Origin of the sequence: Nitrospira sp. KM1 (assembly GCF_011405515.1) — a bacterium.
Lineage (GTDB): Bacteria > Nitrospirota > Nitrospiria > Nitrospirales > Nitrospiraceae > Nitrospira_C.
In genome coordinates, this window is record NZ_AP022671.1 from 3,477,838 (window position 1) to 3,497,245 (window position 19,408).

The following is a 19,408-nucleotide window of genomic DNA, read 5'->3' on the forward strand; positions in this document are numbered from 1 at the left end:
GTCTGCCGCTGACCAGAGTGATACGATTGCCCCCCTCGTCATGTTGATGCGAACTCGCCCCAATACATTGATTCTGGCGATTGTATCGTCAGTGTTTTTTCTCTCCTTTGGATGCACTTCGCCATCAAGAGAAGGTCTTCCTCCGGGCAGTCCCTTCGGTGACGAAGCGGTCGCGGGGGAGGTTCTGTTCCCATACGGGGTTGCTGTCGGAGATGTGAGCAGTCGTTCGGCGGTTCTGTGGCTCCGTACGGATTGGCCTAAGGCTGTACAAGTCGAATGGGCACCTGCTGACATATGGGACAAGGCTGCCTCGGTAGCCTCCGTTCAAGCCCCCGTATCACGTTCGAAGGTAAGCGTGACGGGTCGCGCAACCGATTTTACTCTTTCGGTGCCGCTTCAAGGATTACAGCCGGATACGCGGTATCGCTATCACATCACCGTTAAAGATCCGAATCCGTCCAAGAAGGACGGTCTCGGAATTGTCGCCGCGCGTGGCGAGTTCACGACATGGCCGGATTCTGTACAGTCTGCCTCGCTGACATTTGCCTGGAGCGGCGATCTGGGGGGACAGGGGCGTTGCAGGCAAGGAGAAGCCGGCTATCCTATATTCGACGTCATCCGTTCCGCTCGTCCCGAGTTTTTTCTCTTTCTCGGCGATACGATTTATGCGGACAATCTCTGCCCGTCTCCTCCGAACGACCCCGGTGCCGACTTCATCGCGACAACTCTGGAGCAATATCGTGTGCGGCATCGCTATCAGCGCGGAGCTCTTGCACTGCGCCGGCTTTTGGAGACGGTGCCCGTATATGTCATGTGGGATGATCACGAGGTGAGAAATAATTTCTCCGGGGCGTCCGAGCCGCTTATGCCGGCCGGCCGTCAGGCCTTTCGGGAATACTGGCCGATGGCGACGGTCCCAGAGGACGCGAACCGGTTTTATCGCTCGATCCGGTATGGAAAGGTTCTGGAGGTGTTTCTTCTCGATGTCAGGCAGTATCGGAGTCTGAATAGTGAACCGGATGGTCCAGCCAAGACCATGCTGGGTTTCAGACAGTTGACCTGGCTTCTGGAAGGGCTGAAGGCCTCTGACGCGACGTGGAAGGTGATTGTCAGTGGCGTGCCGCTTTCGGTCCCGAAGGGCGGTGGAACCGCGATCCCCGGATACGATGGCTGGGCGGGAGGACCCGATGGGACGGGTTTTGAGCGCGAACGGCAGGTAATCGTCGGGACCATTCTTGATGATCACATGAAGAATGTCGTGTTTCTGACCGGAGATGTCCATTGGGTACAGGCAAACGAATATGACCCCGACGAGGACGGCGTGTCGGATTTCTATGAATTCGTCGCTGGGCCGCTTTCGGCGAATCCCGGTCGGCTCACTGCCCCAGGTCCGGCGCTCCATCCGAAGAATTTGATCAACGAGTCGGGGTATGACAATTTCGGGCTTGCCCGCGTCACGCCGGATGTATTCGAAGTCCGCATGCTGGACGCCCAAGGCCGCGAGCGCTTTGCGCACACGGTCAAGGCTCGTTGAATTTCTCACTCCTCGATCGGCCCTTGCATTCTCACCTGCCAGGCGGGTACGGTACCGCGTCATCTGAATTCGTATCATGGAGTGACGGCCGAAGGATGATAGTTCAGCTGATATCCGTTGCCGGTGCTCTAATGGTTTTGACCGCATATGGATTGAATCAGGGCGGAGTCTGGAAGGAATTGCACGCCGGCTATCTGGCGCTCAATATTATCGGATCTCTGCTCCTGGGTATCGTCGCGGTTATTGATCAACGGGCAGGGTTCATCTTGTTGGAATTCTCGTGGGCGGCCCTCGGATTCATTGGTGTGGCGCGCGCATTCAAGGCGAAGCAGCACGCACGGTAACACGAAAAAGGAGACGTGATTATGGCCGGATTGATGTCGGCGGAAGATGTGTTCGAGAAGGTTCAGGCAGCGGCGGTTGCCGCGACCAGTCCAGATGAAAAGGCCTTACAGATCGACTATCCCTCGCTCAAAACGAAGATCCAAGCGGCACTCGGAGACCGGAAAGTCGCATTGTGCCATGTGAATCGCTTTCTTCCGGAAGGCTATGAGGATCAAGGGCGATTCAATCTCGTCCTGCTCACTGCGGGGAACGTCGCATTCGATATCGTCATCGGCGATTCCTATTTCCGCTATGACGTGGTCTCGGTCGGCCAGCTGGACAAGGTGCAGGTAATCGACGCGATGTGGGACAACAAGGAAAAGCGCCGCGAGGAGCCGTTCCTCAGTTTGCGGCTGATGCACGGCGAAGAAGCGCATCTTCTGCTGGCGCTGGATGACGACGAACGCAAGAGCTTGCTGGCATTTGCGAAGGCCGTTTCGATAGCGCGCAATCCAGAACGCTGAGCATGATTCTGTAGAAGAGACTCTCAAGCCTTTTCTTTCGGCTCGCGGGTGTCCGGGTGGTGAAGCCGGAGATTGAAAAATCCAGGTGTCCTATTCTTCCCATACCTCCGCAGCCAGCGGCAGCTCGTTTAACTCTGCCCTGACCTCACGCCCATGACGGGTAGTATTTTGCCAGCAGCGTGAGAAACTGCTCGCTGTGGGTGGGCGCTATCAGATGCAGCATCTCGTGGGCCACCACATACTCGAGCAGATCCTTCGGCTTTTTCACGAGCTCAGTATTTAGGCGGATGTTCCGTGCCCGGTAGTTACAACCGCCCCACTTGGTCTTCATGCGCTGGAGAAAGTACCCGGCTACCTCGACGCCCAGTTTGTGCTCCCATTTGCGGATCAATCCGGGTACTGCATCGTGCAGGAGTGATGTGTGCCACTCGTGCATGATCGCCTCGCGCTTCGACCTGCTACTGTTGGGACGCACGGTGAGCATGATCCGGCGGTGACTGAGTGCGACCGAGGGTCTCGTGTCTTTCTCCCTGACAGAGAGCAAATAACGCCTTCCCCAGAGGGAGTGGCTTTCACGCTCAATGAACTGGCGGGGCGTTTCCTGGCCTGTCCGCGCATCTGCGACTGTTTCTCACGTATCCAGCCGAGTCTGGAAATCGCATAGGCACGAACCGCTTCCGGTCGTGTACCCTTCGGCACGACCAGCGTGACGCGCCCGTCCGGTGGATGTACCGACAGGTGGACATGCTTGATTTCCTTGCACGTCACAGCGACGGCGATCTCACCCAGTTGAATAGTCTCAGTCATCAGTACCCTGGCTGGTTCTTGACCAGCTCAAAGAGCGCGAGGGTGGCCTTGCGGTCACGATTGAGCAATGGGAACAGTGCGTTCAGCACCTGGGCTTCGCGCGCCTGGTCGCCCTTCCAGCCCGCAGGCGCTCTCTCTCGAATAGTACGGTCAATCTCTAAGGCCAACTCAACGCGCTCGTTTCCGTAGGCAGGGTGAGACTCAGCTATCACTGAATCCCGGTCCTGCTCCACCGCGAGAATCCGCGGCAGGTTGTTATAGATCACAACTGCCTCTCGTTTGCCATGCAGGGCTGAAGGCACACCCGCTTCGGGCTGCTTCTTCGCGAGCCGCTTCACCAGTACTTCGGCCTTACGCAAAAACTCCTCGTAGGCCGCCGTGTCGGCCCGGCTCTGCTGGATCAGATCGTCGAGCAGCTTTGACATCTGGTCGTAGAAACGGGGATCGGTAAGCCGGTCGCGGAGGATGGTCTTGCGGACGTTGTTGATGATCCCTTCGGCGAAGGTCTCTGCCACTTCCGCCAGGGTAATCTCCGGTCGGGCCGCGAGCAACTGAAGGATTTTCACCGGCGTTTCTACCGCCGAGTCGATGGCGTTGAGGTACTCGGACGCAAAGCCGAATTGAAGCAGCAACTCGTGGCCGTCGAGTTGCAGTTGCGGCCCCGGCCTCGCGGCAGGCCTGAAAGATGCGCTGGATGCCGCGGCCCCAGGCTTCGATCTCTCCGGCCCGGAAGAAAGCGTTGGCGCGATGAAGCCATCGAGGCTTGCGGCGGTGTAGTATTGTGTTCTCATGGTTTGGAAGGTTTGATTTGGGCGGCTCCGTGTCCCCTTCACGCGCAGAATAGGGAGCGATCATGTGCCGGCGGCAAGGCAGGCAGCGATTCCCGACCGGTAGGGCGTTGGCCCGAGTCCATAGACCGCCTGGATCTTCCCGCTGTCGAACCGATAGTCGTACTCGAACTGATACATCATCTCATCATTCTCCCTCAACACCGGTACGAACAGTCCCATCAACCGTAACATCCAGCGCGGCGCACGCTGCATCTTGTACGGGCGTCCTGCGAGATCGCAGGCGAGGCGCACGAAGTCCTCGCCGGTCAATGGCTCTGTTGTGGTCGGCACGTGCCACGTCTGCCCGCACGCCTCCGCAGACTGTCCCAGTACCGAGACTGCATGACCAGCATCGGGCGTGTAGGTGAAGGTGTGGACCGTCTTCGCGTTGCCGACCCATTGCGGCGTTTTGCCGGCCTTCAGGCGTTCGAATACGGTGGCATGCGGGAAGCTCTGCACCGCCCCGGGTCCGTAGAAATCGGCCGCCCGTACGATCATCGCCTGCAGGTTGCCTGAACGGATCTCGTCCAGCAGCATCATCGCGATCCGGGCCCTGACTTCACCTTTGCGGCTGCACGGGTTGAACGGGGTCTCTTCCGTCATCGGCCCGTCGACTCTGCCGTACGCGTAGACGTTGTCGAAAAAGACGAGGCGGCTGCCATGCCGCTTGCAACCGTCGATTACGTTCCGCATGATCCGCGGCCACTGCTCATGCCAGACGGCGGTGTCGTATTGCAACCCCGCCACTAGATAGGCGACATCACTGCCAGCGATGGCTTGAGCGGTCGCCGTGGGATCCAGGAGATCCGCGGGGAAGGTCTCGTCGCCGGCATTGACCCGGCGGGGCCTGCGACTCACCTGTCGAATCCGGTCAGTCGAGGCCGAGAGGCTCCGCGAAAGCTCGCGGCCGATGACACCGTTGGCCCCCAGAATGGTCTGCATACGGATCGTTCCTTCTGAAGCTGGCTTACGCAATGTTCAATCACGGTCTCCGGGCAAAGAACGGAAGGTTCCTAGAATCAAGGTGCTGTCAGGTGCCGCGTGACGCCCGCTCCCATGACGCTACCGATCCGGGGCGAAGGCGAAACAATGGATGGTGCGCAGGATCAGTGATGCCGCACCACTTTGAAAGAAGAGGCGGGTTGCGCGTCGAGAGTTTTTTGAGAAGGTGCTGCCACTCATAGCGAATCTGTCCGTGAGACACTGGAATGTACCCAACTACCTGAATCGGGCCAACCTTGCTCCGGTCAAAGTTGTAGCCTCGCGACAGTGCTTCGACATAGATGGCATCTAGGTATGCATTGATTGCCCGGCGCGGTGAATCATGAGAAGTAAAACGCTCAAGTTGGGGGTGATGCCTGTACCCCTTGGTCTCGCCGCGAAGGACGGCTTGCGCCAATAAGGCCTCACGCCACAGCGCTACCAAACCTTGTGGATCCAGGTACTTTGGATGCAGGGACCAGAGACGCATCGTGTCGTGGTGTCTAAATGTGTCCCGCAGGTTGCCCGTGCCGTATAGCAGGGCGTCGCCTGGAATTGTTCGGTACCAACCTTACACCGATTTATGTTCTGTGCCAGCGCCAGAAGTGAGGAAGATCATGGTCGTCGGCTCAGAAGTCCGCGTGGAACAGGCCCCGCCTCTGGGGTGACCAACAGCCAATCGTCCGTGATGCATTCGGCGATACGTTCAACGTCATTGGAGATCATCGCGGCGTTGAAATGCTCTTCAAGCTCTTGAAGAAACTGCGGGATTTCGGTCGTGATCATTGATTCACTTCGAACACTCCCAGCCGCCTAACACCTGAATTAAGCCACGCCGCGAAGCGGCGTCGGCTTGAATGAATTGTTAGGCGCGGGTCGCGATATGACGGACATTCCTACTCTTCGGCTTCGGGAGCGCTGAGGCTTTTGCTGTAGAACCCGGATTGATCGAAACAGCAAACCTGCTTTTTCCCGGAAGCCAGCATGGCACACGCATTCTCTCCCCGGTTTTTGCGAGTCTTTGCCCGCTTCGCGGACTCAACCCAGTGTACGCGGGCAATGGTGGTGGTGGAATCCCATACCGCCTTGGCTTCCGGGGAGGCGACAAGTGCTTCCTGGAAGTCTGACGGCAGCTTGGGCTCAGGCTCCTTCGCCACAGAAGCAATCTCTAGCATTACCGTGTCGCCTATCTTTACGCCAGAAGCTTCACGCAGCGCTTTACTGACTTTTAACCAGTGGCTCAGTTGACCATCCGGCTCTAGCGTGTCTCGAAAGGGATGACCGTTGATCGTTCCTTCTATGCTCGTTCTACCGCGCCGTGGGAGCTTTTCGCTTGCGAACTTTGGCAAAACCAGAAAAGCCCAGGAATTCTCCTCGGCTGACTTGCCTGGGCGAAGCAGTTTTGCTTTGAAGCGTGACATTTTTGTGACTTGGCCCATAGTTCCTACCAACAGCGCCTAACTAATAAGTCTGCTGCAGGCGATCTGGGCAACGTAGCACGGAAACCCACGCAGTCCAGCGGCCGGCAAGTCTAAAAAGAAATCCGTCACTTATCAAGATACCACTCCGCTTGGCCATCCCCGGATAGACTGCGAATCCCGCAGGATATCCGGGCGATGGATAGTAGCTATGCGCTGAAAAGGAAATGGTTCAGTGCAGCTGAACGGCTATGTCTTCTGGTAGAAGGGCAAGGTGTAGACTGCGGCGTCGTGGCGCGTTCCGTCGATTTCGACCGACACCGCACTGCCGGCATTACTGAAGTCCCGCAAGGGGAAGCCCAACGCAATGACGGAGTTCATCTGAGGCGAGTATACGGCGCTGCTGATCCAGCCTATTTCCCGGTCTCCGCTAAAGAGCTTTGAACCCTTCGGGGGAACAGTGGCGTCCTTCAGTACCAAGCCCACCAGCTTTCTTCTCACATTGCCGTAGGTATCCATTCGGGCCACGACTTCCTGCCCAGGATAGCACCCCTTGTTGAGGCTGAAAGCTTTGCTCTCCAGATTGGCCTCCGGAGGCACGATATCTTCGTTGAGGTCTGCTCCGGTTCTAGGAATCCCGGCTTCGATCCGCAGGGCCTCCAGGGCTTGTCTGCCGACTGGGATGATGCCAAACGTCGATCCCGCTTCCATGAGACGTTCCCACGCCGCAACGAGACCATCGGAGGGAATCAGGATTTCAAAATCGCGTTCGCCAGTTTCTTCCGAAGCAATGATCATTGCCGATTGTCCCGCGATCGTTGCCGAGGTGAAATCGACCGGCATCAGATCGCCGACTCCGGCTCCAAATGCCGTCTGTATGACGCTTGCGGCGTGCGGGCCGCCCACGAGCAGAAGCCCCCAAGTCTCGGAACAATTTTCAATTTTGGCCTTCGTGCCGTATAAGAGAAATTTTCTGAGAGCGGCATAGGTGGCATCGCCGATTTCGCCCACATCTTCCAGTATGACGACATCTGTCTCCATATAGCACCGGAAGTACGAAATCATCTTGCCCTTATGCGTCAGGAAGCTCGAATATCGTCCTTGGCCGTGTTGGAGCGGCAGGATATCATTACTGATGATGCTCTGAAGCCATTTGATGCGGTCCTCGCCGGTGACGCGAGACTTGCCCCGGTGAGAAAGATCGGCCAGTCCCACAGATTGGCGGACGGCATGGTGTTCGCCCGTAGGGTCACCATAGTGCAAAGGGACCGTCCAGCCCGCGACTTCCTCAAAGGTCGCTCCGGATCGAGCATGATGATCGTGGAGGCGTGACGCTCTCATGCAGCGGCTCCTGTGACTTCTTCCAGCAGATCCTTCGTCCTGGCAGAAAATTCATTGCGAGAGACGATTTTTGTGACGCCCATTGCTCTTGCGCGGCTCCAGGTATCCACCTCCTCGTGATTCGCGAATGCAAGGATGGGGATGGCCTGCAGGCGAGGATTGGACTTGAGCGTCTCCAGAGCTTCAAACGCGTTGAGCACCTGGTCGTTCATGTTCAAAATGATCGCTGCCGGATTCGACGCCGACGCCTGGCCGGCGACATCCGATTGAGTCCTGGCCCGCTCGAGACGATAACCCCTCGGAAGCAAAGCATCGCGCACCTTCGTGTAGAAAAAAATATCCGTCACGGCGACCAGAATGGTTTTCCCGGAGGTGGGATCCGACACGCGTATTCTCCCTGCTTAGTTCAATGAACTGATCAGCCGACCCAGAGATTTCTTGGCCAGGACGTAGTCCGGATTGAGCGCCAGTGCCTGCTTGTACGAGGCGATGGCCTCCGTCCAATCCCCCTTTTTCTCGTAGACTCTTCCAAGGTTCAAATGAGGAAAGGCGGGACTTTCGTATCGTTTGGCCAGCATCGCCTTTTGAAACCAGGGAATGGCATCGTCGAATTCGCCTTTTTCGATCAAATAAGCGCCAATGTCGTTATAGGGGTTGCCGAACTCTGGGTCACGCTCGATAGCGCGATGACACTCATCGATAGCGTCATTGAGGCGTCCCATAAAGCTGTATGTCCAGCCGAGAAAGGTGTGGGCTTCGGCGGTAGGATGCAAATTCAACGATTGTTTGTAGAGTGAAACCGCTTCCTCCAACTCCCCTTTCATTTGCCGCTCGTATGCCCGTTGGAATAACTGCCAGGCTTCCCGCTTGTCCTCATCGCGCCCCTCGCCTTGTATCAGAAAATCCTGTACATCCATGTGTGGCTCTTGAAACTCGTCCTCAGTCGTTCGCTCTCCGCCTCGGGGCGCTCTCTCCATGCGGCCTTGCTGAATAACGGGTATGAAGAGCCGCAGGGAAGGAAGTCGAGAACATTCTCTTACTCCTGCTTCAGTTTCTTCTTGATCAGTTCCGCGCCATAGCGTCCGGACAACAGCATGGATCCGAATGCGGGACCCATGCGAGGCGTTCCGTGTACGGCGGCGACGGCCAATCCGATGACAAAACATCCAGGATAGACTTCGCCGGTATGGTCCATGACGTCTTCTTCAGAGCGGGAGACCCACATGGCGCCGTTTCCCGGTACCTCGGTGTAGAGACTTCGCTTATGAAGGAGATTCACGACAGCGGCATCGTGACCGGTCGCATCGACGACGATCTTGCTTTCCAGCGCAATAGGATCGACGTGAATCACGTCGTGGCCGGCCATTTCCGCCGTGGTATTATTGACCACGACGCCTTCGAGCGCGCCGTCGCGACGAAGTATGAGGTCCACCACTCTCGTGAGGTTCAGGACGCGCGCGCCTCCCCGATAGGCCGCCGCGATCAGCGCTCCGGTGGCATGTGGAGGATCTACGATATACATGCCATCGCAATCTTTGATCTTTTTACAGGGGACGTCCAAGTTCTCAAGGATCTTATGGGCCGGCGCGCAAATAGTGGCCTTATTCATCAGATAGCCGCCGTGCCAGAACCCCCCGCCGAGAGCCAAGCTCTGTTCGACGATGACGGTCCGGAATCCCATTTCCGCGAGATCATGCGCGCAGATCAAACCTGACGGTCCGGCGCCGACGACGATGACGTCGCTTTCGATCAATTGGTCGAACTCTTTGTAGTATTCCCGTGCGATCTGTCGGGTGATATCCCGTTCCCGCAGTGGCGCCGGTTTAGGTTTGCCCATTGTCTGCTCCTTGCCCACGCTGAATCACTGTAGAGAGGTCGTTTGGCGCGCGCTCCCCGGTTCGACGACCGCCGCAGCGGCTACCGATAGATTTCCGCTCCGGTTTTCTTGAATTCTTCCGCTTTTTCCTTCATGCCAATCTGGATCGCCTGGTCTTCACGAACGCGCTTGGCGGCCGCATATTCACGCACGTCCTGGGTGATTTTCATGGAACAGAAATGCGGTCCGCACATACTGCAGAAGTGCGAGACCTTCGCCGCGTTGTCGGGAAGGGTCTCATCGTGAAATTGTTTGGCCGTGTCCGGGTCGAGTGACAGGTGGAACTGATCCTCCCATCGGAACTCGAATCGAGCCTTCGAGAGGGCGTTGTCACGGATCTGCGCGCCGGGATGACCCTTGGCCAGGTCGGCGGCGTGCGCGGCGATTTTGTAGGTGACGACACCAGTCTTGACGTCTTCCCGGTCGGGCAATCCCAGGTGTTCCTTCGGAGTGACGTAGCACAGCATGGCGCAGCCGTACCATCCGATCATCGCTGCGCCAATGCCTGATGTGATGTGATCGTATCCCGGTGCAATATCCGTGGTGAGAGGCCCGAGGGTATAAAACGGCGCCTCCTGGCACTCTTTCAACTGTTTCTCCATGTTGACCTGGATCATGTGCATGGGAACATGGCCGGGTCCCTCGATCATGACCTGCACGTCATGTGTCCAGGCGATTTTGGTCAATTCGCCCAGGGTTTCGAGTTCCGCGAACTGCGCCTCATCGTTGGCGTCCGCGATCGAGCCGGGCCGCAATCCGTCTCCGAGGCTGAACGACACATCGTAGGCTTTCATGATTTCACAGATGTCTTCGAAGTGTGTATAGGCGAAGTTTTCTTGATGATGCGCGAGGCACCACTTGGCATGGATGGATCCGCCTCGGGAGACGATTCCGGTCATTCGCCGTGCCGTCATCGGCACATAGCCCAGGCGGACACCGGCATGGATGGTGAAGTAATCCACTCCCTGTTCTGCCTGTTCGATCAACGTGTCACGATAGATCTCCCAGGTCAGGTCTTCCGCTTTCCCTCCCACCTTTTCGAGAGCCTGATAAATAGGTACGGTGCCGATGGGAACCGGAGAGTTGCGAATGATCCATTCCCGCGTTTCGTGAATGTTCTTCCCCGTCGAGAGATCCATGACCGTATCGGCGCCCCATCGGATGGACCAGATCATCTTTTCGACTTCTTCTTCGATGGATGAGGCGACTGCCGAATTCCCGATGTTCGAATTGATCTTCACGAGAAAATTCCGGCCGATGATCATCGGTTCGGTTTCAGGATGATTGATATTGGCGGGAATGATCGCCCGGCCGCGCGCCACTTCGTCGCGGACGAACTCCGGCGTCATCGCCTTCGGCATGCCGGCGCCCCAGGCCTGGCCGGGATGTTGAACCGTCCCGCCGCCGTGCCCGTTTCTCGATGCAAGCTCGCGGGCTATCTCGCGTGATTGGTTTTCCCGGATGGCGATAAATTCCATTTCCGGAGTCACGATGCCTTTGCGCGCATAGTGAATTTGAGTGACATTCAATCCTGGTTTTGCGCGAAGCGGTTTGCGAATGTGCTGAAAACGGACGTCTGCGAGTTTCGGGTCGGCCGCGCGTAACTGGCCGTACTGCGAGGTCACGTCTGAGAGCTGCTCGACATCGCCGCGTGAAAGAATCCATTCGTGCCTGGTGGGGGCGAGCCCAGCCCTGATGTCGATGGTCGCCGAGGGATCGGTGTAGGGGCCTGACGTGTCGTATACGGTGATCGGCTCGTTCGGAAGGGGTGTTCCGCCGTTCATGGGGCGGGTCGGACTCAAGCTGATTTCACGCATGGGGACTCGCACACCGGCTCGCGTCCCAACGACGTGCACCTTTTTCGATGCCGGAAACGGTTCGGTGGTTAGCGTGCTCTGTCCGGGAGAATTTCCGTTACGCGTTGAACCATTTTGTTGTGTGTGATCACTCATGGGCAGATCCTTTCTCGGAACAATGGACGCGCAAGTACCCGCTCGCTTCTAATCTGCAGAGGACAAATGGGGGGTAAATCGAGGCCGACGGCTGATCCGCTTCCCTACGCTGGTATTACCCAGGTCAGGTTCCAAGGGTCATCCGACCGATGATCGATCGGATTCTCAGCCGCTAGGCTCCCCCAGCTATTAACCGAAATCGTATGCTCCGTCTCCTTCGAAGTCAACGGGTTATTAGGCCTATCCAAGCTGATGCCGAGTGGACCTGCCCGGCTGGGACTTCTACCCGCCGGTGGATTCGTTGATTGTCGGCTGGACGTATCGTAAAATTAGAATCCAACCGAGGAGTCGAGGTATTGTGAGCGCCGTCACATCAGTTCTCAAACCCATTAGCGAGTATCAAGCCCTTTCTCCCGAACAGTTGTTCAAGCGAACGGCTGAGGCAAAGCATGCGCTGGGAAATCAGGTGATGATTCTCGGTCATAATTACCAGCGCGACGAAGTCATCGAACATGCTGATTTCAGAGGTGATTCACTCTTGCTCTCGAAGCTTGCGGCGGAGCGCTCCGAGCGTCCATATGTTGTATTCTGCGGAGTCCACTTCATGGCCGAGACCGCGGATATCTTGAGCCGGAGCAATCAAACAGTGATTCTGCCCGATCTGGCCGCCGGTTGTTCGATGGCGGACATGGCAGCGATCGAGCAGGTGGATCAATGTTGGGAAACCTTGGCAAGAATTCTTCCGGTTGAAGAAACAGTCATGCCGGCGGTCTACGTGAATTCCGCGGCGGTACTCAAGGCCTTCTGCGGGGAACACGGAGGGATTACCTGTACATCGTCCAATGCCAGAGCAGTCATTGAATGGTCGTGGGCCAGGCGTGAAAAGATCCTGTTTTTCCCCGATGAACACCTGGGTCGCAACACGGCGAACAAAATGGGTCTCCCGAGGGAGGAGATGCTCGTGTGGGATCCGTTTCAACCGAACGGTGGGAATAGCCGAGAGGCCATCAAGCGAGCGAAATTGATTCTGTGGAAGGGACACTGCAGTGTTCATCAGATGTTCCAACCCGTTCATGTCGACAATTTCCGAAAGCAGTACCCCCAGGGAAAGGTCATCGTCCATCCGGAATGTCATGAAGATGTGGTGAACAAAGCGGACATGTCAGGGTCTACGGAGTTCATTATTCGGACGGTCACTGCCGCTCCCCCCGGCACGGTCTGGGCCGTGGGAACCGAACTCAACCTCGTGAATCGCCTGAAGCGCGAAATGACGGACAAGAAGGTATTTTTCCTCTCTTCGACCGTCTGCCAGTGCGCCACGATGTTTCGGATCGATGGGGCGCATCTCTGCTGGGCCATGGAGAATCTGGCGGAAGGTCACGTAGTCAATCATATTGTCGTCCCTGACGACGACAAGCGATGGGCAAAAGCGGCGCTGGACCGCATGATGGCCGTCAGTTGATGTCCAAGCACGCCGATCGATCAGCGTCCGCCGGCCCCCATCACGCTTGAGCTTAGTCGATCTGCGACGTTCCCTTCAGATTCATCTGGTGCCTTCACCCTTCCTTCCGGTATATTCCTTCGATTGTTTAACGTGTTAAATATGGTTAACACCCTATCCATTTGAGAATATCGGACCATCACCAATGGCCATGGATTACAAAGCCACACTGAATCTACCCAAAACGGATTTCCCCATGAAGGCGAACCTGCCGCAGCGGGAGCCCGAACTGCTGGCTTGGTGGGAGCGTGAGCGTGTCTATGACCAGATTCAGGAGGCCGGTAAAGGCAAACCACGATTCATGCTTCATGACGGGCCTCCCTACGCGAACGGGCATATTCACATTGGACATGCGCTCAACAAAATCCTGAAGGACATCATTGTCAAATCGAAAACGATGGCGGGGTTTCACGCCCCTTATGTGCCGGGGTGGGATTGCCACGGACTTCCCATCGAACACCAGGTCCTCAAAGATCTGGGCGAGAAAAAGAAGACCTTGGATGCCACGGCGATTAGGAGTTTGTGCCGGCAATATGCGGAAAAGTATTTCGCGATTCAGCGTGAAGAGTTCCAACGTTTGGGGGTGCTTGGGGACTGGACGAATCCCTATCTGACGATGCACCACGGCTATGAAGCCACGATCGTCCGTGAGTTCGGGAAATTTGTCGAGCGGGGAGGGGTGTATAAAGGGCTGAAGCCGGTGCTCTGGTGTACGCAGGACCAGACAGCCCTAGCTGAAGCTGAGGTCGAGTACGATAACCACACCTCCCCGTCGATCTACGTCAAGTTTCCCCTGGTGAGTCCGCCCGAGATCTTGAAAACTGCGTCGCAGCTGAACATTGATCTGCCTCCCAACGTAAAGAAGGCGTCGATCGTCATCTGGACCACGACTCCCTGGACATTGCCGGCCAACCAGGCCGTCTGTCTGCATCCGGATATCGACTACGCCTTTGTTCAGACCGGCGATGAAGTGCTGGTGATTGCCGAGAAACTAGTCGATGGCGTCGTCAAAGCATGCCGTCTGGAGCAAATCCGCGTGGTCGGCTCGAAGAAGGGGCGGGAAGGATTTGAAGGGCTCGAAACCCAGCGTCCGATCAGTACCGGTCTTTCCCCGGTGCTCTTGGGCGATTTCGTCACGCTGGAGCAAGGGACCGGCTGTGTGCACATCGCGCCAGGCCACGGGATGGAGGACTACGTCCTGGTGTTGGAGCACAATGCCAAGGCTTCTCCAGGCGAGCGGCTCGAAATCCTGGCTCCGGTCGATGATGCCGGTCGCTTCACCGAGAGCGTCAGTGAGTTCGCAGGGCAGCATGTATTCAAAGCCAACCCGGCGATCGTCGAACGCTTGAAGTCGAACGGAACACTTCTCGGATCCTCGACGCTCGACCATTCCTATCCCCACTGTTGGCGATGTAAAAGCCCGGTCATTTTCCGTGCGACTGAACAGTGGTTTTTGTCAATGGAGAAAAATGAGCTACGTCGACAGGCGCTAGCTGAGATCGATCGCGTGCAATGGGTTCCGCCTTGGGGTAAGGATCGCATCGATGGCATGATTGCCAACCGTCCTGATTGGTGCTTGTCACGCCAGCGGGTCTGGGGAGTGCCGATCCCGGGTTTCACCTGCATAGGTTGCCGCAGGGTGATGGCCGAACCAGTTCTCATTGAGCACATTGCTGCGTTGATTGAGTCCGAAGGGTCTGACGTCTGGTTCAAGCGGTCTGCGTCGGAGTTATTGCCGATAGGAACTACGTGCGGAAACTGTGGGGGAACTGAGTTCGAAAAGGAGCACGACATTCTCGACGTGTGGTTCGAGTCCGGAGTCAGTTATGCCGCGGTGCTCAAGCCGAGGAAGTGGTGGCCGGCGGACTTGTATCTCGAGGGATCGGATCAGCATCGCGGCTGGTTCCATAGTTCGTTGTTAACTGGTGTGGTTACCGATAGCCGCGCTCCTTACAAAGCCGTGGTGACGCACGGATTTGTCGTCGATGACCAGGGCAAGAAGATGTCGAAGTCGGCCTGGAATGGCGTCGCCCCCCATGAAATCATCAGGCAGTACGGCGCCGAAATTCTGCGTCTCTGGGTCTCCGCACAAGATTATCAAAACGATGTGAGAATTTCGCCTGCGATCCTGATGCAGTTGGTGGAAGCCTATCGGAAGATCCGCAATACCTGTAGGTTTCTCCTAAGCAACCTGTATGATTTCAACATTGCCGTACATCGGGTTCCATTTGAACGTTTGCCAGAGTTGGACCGCTGGGCACTCATGCGGCTGGAAGATCTCAAGGGACGGATCCGCAGCGCGTATGATCAATTCGAATTTCACGCCATTTATCATGCGTTGAATAATTTCTGCTCGGTCGACCTGAGCGCCGTCTATCTGGACATTTTGAAGGACCGTCTCTACACCTTTCGGGCCGACAGCGCCCTACGCCGAGCATCCCAGACCGTGCTGTTTGAGATCATCAGTGCCATGACAAAACTGATGGCGCCGGTGTTGAGCTTCACAGCCGAGGAAATCTGGAAATCTCTGTCTTCACAAGCCGGCGCGGCAATGCCGTCGAGCGTGCTCCTGACCGAGTTTCCCGAAGCCAGACCCGAATGGAATGATGCCGTGCTGGCCAAACGCTGGGAACGGATTCTCTCGATTCGCGAGGTTGTGCAGGGAGTACTTGAAGTCAGTCGGCGGGAAAAAGTCATCGGCTCTTCGCTCGAAGCGGCAGTGGAATTACGGGCCAATGCAGACGACTATGCCTTTCTCCTGTCCTGTCAGCATGACCTGGCGACGCTGTTGATCGTCTCTCAGGTCAAGCTCGTCCGGGCCGATGACGACGGGAGTGCGCTGTCCGTATCCGCCGCGAAATCCGAATATGCGAAGTGCGAACGCTGTTGGAACTACCGTGAAGCCGTCGGCGCAGATTCGGCTCACCCGACGCTGTGCGACCGTTGCGTGGAGGCGGTCGCGTGAATCGAACAGCGCTTCGCTATGCCTGTCTGGGACTGCTCGGACTCGTCATCGTCGTCATCGATCAGATGACGAAGTTTTGGGTCATGCAAACGATGCGATTGCATGAGACCATTCCGATCATTCCGAACCTCTTCAGTCTGACCTATATCCGCAATCCCGGCGCAGCCTTCGGACTGCTTGCGGGAAGCAGCAACGCGTTTCGCATGGTCTTTTTCGGTGTGACGTCGCTCTTTGCGCTTGGGCTGTTAGGAACGATTCTCATCCGCTTGCCGGAAAGAGATTGGATTGGACAGCTCAGTATCGCGGGCATTCTGGGGGGTGCGATCGGAAACCTGATTGATCGCGTGCGGTTCGGCGAGGTCATCGACTTTCTTGACGTATATGTCGAGCCCTATCACTGGCCCGCATTTAACGTAGCGGATTCGGCGATCAGTATCGGTGTGGTGTGCCTCATCATCCATTTCGCGTTCGAGCGGAAAGAAACGTCGGTTCCGGCCACGGAAATGCACCCGCCTTCGTCCCTCTAACTGTTAATCCGCCAGAGCGATGACAAAGCCCGTTTCCCTTGCACTGCCTCTGTTGCTCGGCAGAAAACATGACCAATGGCTCGCTAATGACAGAAGCCGCAGACTTCGAGGAGAATGGGAGGTCATCTCTCCGAGGCTTTGCTGGTGGCGTCGGGCAAGTCTGATGGCCGTTGAGTGGTCGGTCGTCGTCACTTCGAAGTGTAATGGCCCGTTCTTTCCCTGAATCCTCGTATCGAAGAATGGACGGTCACGGCAGTCTCCTCCTTAGCAGGCGGTTGAAAAACTGTTTTGGACCCCGGAAAACACAGAGCCGGGTATGATCGCTGATCGGGTCGGAAGAGCTCACAGGATGTTCAAAAAGGCTGCTGTTCTCACCCAGCCAGCCCCGGCGATTCCATTTCCACCCTCCCACCCACCGATTGCTTTGCAATCGTTATCCCGCAACGCGCCGTTCCGCGGGCAAAGCCGCAGCGAAGTCCGCGGCGCGAAGAATAATGAGCGTCACGGTTGCGGACCGGCGCGAGCCGGTGAGCGCCCAGTGTCTTGAGGCGAAGCGTGACCATTCTCACCCGCCCGCCCACCGACTGCGGGGACAGTCGTTTTCCCAGGTCTCACCCGCCCGCCCACCGACTGCGGGAACAGTCGTTTTCCCAGGTCTCACCCGCCCGCCCACCGACTGCGGGAACAGTCGTTTCCCGGGTCTCACCCGCCGCCCTGAGCGGCCCAAGCCGCTCTTACCCGGGCCGTACGCTGAGCCTCTGAGGTTCACGCCGTGCCGAATAAGGCACGGCACGCCTGTGAACGCCGCTGAGATGGTGAGGCGGCAGTGTTCTGCGAGAACAAAGCCTGGTGAAGTCGTGTCTTGGCACGTCCGGGCGGGCGGGTGACATGAGCGACTTTTTCAACATCCTGCTAGAGACCGAAAATATACAAGACGATGAGGCCCATGAGGATGCGATAGTAGGCAAACGGCCGCAACGTGTGGCGCTTCACAAATGTGAGAAATGCAGCGATCACGATCCATGCCGTGAGAAACGAGACGATGAGGCCGATTGCGAGCGCCATATAGTCATCCGGTCCGAAGAGTCCACGAGACTTCAGGAGTTGATACCCTGTGGCCACGATGAGTGTCGGGAGCGCGAGGAAGAAGGAGTATTCTGTTGCGACTTTGCGGTCGAGACCGGCCAGCAAGCCGCCGATGATGGTCGATCCAGATCTGGACATTCCGGGAATCAGCGAGGCGCATTGCGCGAGACCGATGAGCACCGCGTATCGGAGGCCGACCTGTTCCAGCCGGACGACGCGTGTCCGATTAGGCAGCCCCTCGACGATCAAAATGATCACTCCGCCGATAATCGAAGTAATGGCGACCGTGAGTGGACTGAACAAGTGGCTCTTGATCCAATCGTGGGTGACGAATCCCACGAGTCCGGCCGGCACGAAGGCGACTCCCAACCCAATGAGGAACCACAGGTGCGGGTGAGCCGACAGGGATTGCCGCAGCAGAGCGGCCCATGTATCCATGGCCGACTGGCTTCGAATCGATCGCACCAATGCGGTCTGTTCGGCTTGCGCGTTTGAAATCAACGATCGCAATTTCGCGCGTTCATACACGATCACCGCCAGGATGGCGCCGAGTTGAATCGAGATTTCAGCATGCGCGGCCGTCTCGCCGGTAAACCCAAGCGCATGGCCCACGAGGATGAGGTGACCTGTAGAGGAGACCGGCAGAAACTCTGTGAGTCCTTCCACGATGCCGAGAATGATCGCGAGTGAGACGCTCCATTCATTCATGAGTGATCCTTTGAATCTTGCATGTACTGAGAACAAAGACGCATAGCATACGACGGTGCCCGTGAGTCAAGCTGAGACGACGATGTCATGAGATGGCGATGTCTGTGGTATCGGTCCGATGGCGGGCAAATCAGTTGACAAAGTACGAGGCATGGCATACACAGAGTCTTAGCGCCGGATCATCCCCTAGTCAGGCCGGATGACCGTTGTGCCAGGAAAGACACGAAACAGCAAGCGGTGCTACACCGCCGGAGTAGAGGAGGTTCGCATGAAGCCACAGTGGATGGCAGCGGTCGCGGTCATCGGGGCAGTCTCGATGGGCGGGTGTGTGGTCAGCAACAGCAAGTATCAGGATGCCGTCGCCGAAACCGAAGCGGCGAAGACGGAACTGGCGACGACGCGGGCGCAGAAGAGTGCATTAGAACAGCAGGTGAAGACGCTGAAGGAATTGAACGTCAAGTTCGGCAACGAGGCCCAGGCCGCCAATGACGAACTGGAACGTATTCAGCATGGGCGTGATAAGGAGCGGAGTTCCATCGATGCCAGAACCAAAGAACTTGAGGACCGGGTAAAACAATTGACGACCCAGAATCGGGCGATTCGGGGTGAATACGAGGATGCGAAACGTCACAATGAAACTTTGAAGTCTCTCGTGGCGCGGTATCAAAAGGAGCTCAAGGAACGCGCTGTCCCCGGCGCGCTGTCCCCGTCTACCACCGCGCCCAGCTTGCCTCCTGCCGCCATGCCGCCTTCTTCAGGAGCGGCCACGCCGCCTGCGTCGGGCATGATGAACGTCAACAAGGCTTCCGCCGGGGACATGGTGCTGGTGTTGGGAATCCCCAAAGACGTTGCCGAACGGATCGTCTCCAACCGCCCATATAAAGTCAAAGGCGAATTGGTCGCAAAAAATGTGTTGCCGAAGGAAACCTTCGACATGATCAGGGAGCGTATTACCGTCAGCCCCTAATCCGGTCGCAGGGTCTTCTGGCGGGCCTCTACGTGCACCGGCATGTAGGGGCCCGTCGCTTTTTGGC

General features: G+C 57.0%; 17 protein-coding genes, 2 pseudogenes and 1 riboswitch. Of the genes and pseudogenes, 7 read left to right on the forward strand and 12 right to left on the reverse strand.

What is annotated here, in order from left to right:
- Window positions 1–46: 46 nt before the first annotated feature.
- From W02_RS16380 to W02_RS16390, 3 genes are all read left to right on the forward strand, one after another.
- A complete protein-coding gene (locus W02_RS16380; RefSeq protein WP_232068737.1) occupies window positions 47–1,534 on the forward strand; it encodes an alkaline phosphatase in 1,488 nt (495 codons plus the stop codon).
- A gap of 131 nt (window positions 1,535–1,665) precedes the next feature.
- Window positions 1,666–1,878 carry a hypothetical protein gene (locus W02_RS16385; protein ID WP_173049609.1) on the forward strand — a complete coding sequence of 71 codons (213 nt, stop codon included), beginning with the start codon at window positions 1,666–1,668 and terminating at the stop codon, window positions 1,876–1,878.
- Window positions 1,879–1,899: 21 nt separating this feature from the next.
- On the forward strand, window positions 1,900–2,382 hold the full coding sequence (locus W02_RS16390) for a hypothetical protein (RefSeq protein ID WP_173049611.1): 483 nt from the start codon (window positions 1,900–1,902) through the stop codon (window positions 2,380–2,382).
- A gap of 90 nt (window positions 2,383–2,472) precedes the next feature.
- On the opposite strand, the pseudogene W02_RS22215 reads toward W02_RS16390, so the two are convergent.
- The 11 genes and pseudogenes from W02_RS22215 to thiC form a co-directional block, all read right to left on the reverse strand.
- Window positions 2,473–3,189, reverse strand: a pseudogene (locus W02_RS22215) (M48 family metallopeptidase).
- A pseudogene (locus W02_RS22220) lies at window positions 3,189–3,689 on the reverse strand (restriction endonuclease subunit R); the annotation flags it as partial. The pseudogenes W02_RS22220 and W02_RS22215, both read right to left, overlap by 1 nt.
- A gap of 351 nt (window positions 3,690–4,040) precedes the next feature.
- Window positions 4,041–4,961 carry an NAD-dependent epimerase/dehydratase family protein gene (locus W02_RS16405; RefSeq protein ID WP_197742044.1) on the reverse strand — a complete coding sequence of 307 codons (921 nt, stop codon included), beginning with the start codon at window positions 4,959–4,961 and terminating at the stop codon, window positions 4,041–4,043.
- A gap of 88 nt (window positions 4,962–5,049) precedes the next feature.
- On the reverse strand, window positions 5,050–5,490 hold the full coding sequence (locus W02_RS16410; RefSeq protein ID WP_173049615.1) for a pyrimidine dimer DNA glycosylase/endonuclease V: 441 nt from the start codon (window positions 5,488–5,490) through the stop codon (window positions 5,050–5,052).
- A 125-nt stretch (window positions 5,491–5,615) separates the two neighbouring features.
- Window positions 5,616–5,786, reverse strand: coding sequence for a hypothetical protein (locus W02_RS16415; protein ID WP_173049617.1), 171 nt, complete (start codon window positions 5,784–5,786; stop codon window positions 5,616–5,618).
- 110 nt (window positions 5,787–5,896) lie between these two features.
- A complete protein-coding gene (locus W02_RS16420; RefSeq protein ID WP_173049619.1) occupies window positions 5,897–6,439 on the reverse strand; it encodes a YdeI/OmpD-associated family protein in 543 nt (180 codons plus the stop codon).
- Window positions 6,440–6,667: 228 nt separating this feature from the next.
- A complete protein-coding gene (locus W02_RS16425; RefSeq protein WP_173049621.1) occupies window positions 6,668–7,759 on the reverse strand; it encodes an aminomethyltransferase family protein in 1,092 nt (363 codons plus the stop codon).
- The gene (locus W02_RS16430; RefSeq protein ID WP_173049623.1) at window positions 7,756–8,145 is read right to left on the reverse strand and encodes a two-component system response regulator; all 390 of its coding nucleotides are present in this window, start codon (window positions 8,143–8,145) and stop codon (window positions 7,756–7,758) included. The genes W02_RS16425 and W02_RS16430 overlap by 4 nt, the downstream gene beginning before the upstream one ends.
- Window positions 8,146–8,160: 15 nt before the next feature.
- Window positions 8,161–8,676, reverse strand: a complete 516-nt coding sequence (locus tag W02_RS16435; protein ID WP_173049625.1) for a tetratricopeptide repeat protein — start codon at window positions 8,674–8,676, stop codon at window positions 8,161–8,163.
- A gap of 119 nt (window positions 8,677–8,795) precedes the next feature.
- Complete coding sequence (locus tag W02_RS16440; protein WP_173049627.1) at window positions 8,796–9,596, reverse strand: sulfide-dependent adenosine diphosphate thiazole synthase; 801 nt, start codon at window positions 9,594–9,596, stop codon at window positions 8,796–8,798.
- Window positions 9,597–9,676: 80 nt separating this feature from the next.
- Window positions 9,677–11,587 (reverse strand): phosphomethylpyrimidine synthase ThiC, encoded by a 1,911-nt coding sequence (gene thiC / locus W02_RS16445; protein WP_173049629.1) that lies wholly within the window; start codon window positions 11,585–11,587, stop codon window positions 9,677–9,679.
- 84 nt (window positions 11,588–11,671) lie between these two features.
- Window positions 11,672–11,781, reverse strand: a riboswitch (TPP riboswitch).
- A gap of 164 nt (window positions 11,782–11,945) precedes the next feature.
- Here thiC and nadA point away from each other — a divergent pair.
- From nadA to lspA, 3 genes are all read left to right on the forward strand, one after another.
- Window positions 11,946–13,049 (forward strand): quinolinate synthase NadA, encoded by a 1,104-nt coding sequence (gene nadA, locus W02_RS16450; RefSeq protein WP_173049631.1) that lies wholly within the window; start codon window positions 11,946–11,948, stop codon window positions 13,047–13,049.
- A gap of 190 nt (window positions 13,050–13,239) precedes the next feature.
- Complete coding sequence (gene ileS / locus W02_RS16455; protein ID WP_173051523.1) at window positions 13,240–16,053, forward strand: isoleucine--tRNA ligase; 2,814 nt, start codon at window positions 13,240–13,242, stop codon at window positions 16,051–16,053.
- Window positions 16,050–16,580: a signal peptidase II gene (gene lspA, locus W02_RS16460; RefSeq protein WP_232068571.1), complete on the forward strand. Its 531-nt coding sequence runs from the start codon at window positions 16,050–16,052 to the stop codon at window positions 16,578–16,580. The genes ileS and lspA overlap by 4 nt, the downstream gene beginning before the upstream one ends.
- 912 nt (window positions 16,581–17,492) lie before the next feature.
- Here lspA and W02_RS16465 read toward each other — a convergent pair.
- Entirely contained in the window at window positions 17,493–18,374 is an 882-nt protein-coding gene (locus W02_RS16465) for an undecaprenyl-diphosphate phosphatase (protein ID WP_173049633.1), read from the reverse strand.
- 268 nt (window positions 18,375–18,642) lie between these two features.
- Here W02_RS16465 and W02_RS16470 point away from each other — a divergent pair, with 268 nt between their 5' ends.
- The gene (locus W02_RS16470) at window positions 18,643–19,341 is read left to right on the forward strand and encodes a helix-hairpin-helix domain-containing protein (protein WP_173049635.1); all 699 of its coding nucleotides are present in this window, start codon (window positions 18,643–18,645) and stop codon (window positions 19,339–19,341) included.
- The last annotated feature ends 67 nt before the right edge of the window (window positions 19,342–19,408 follow it).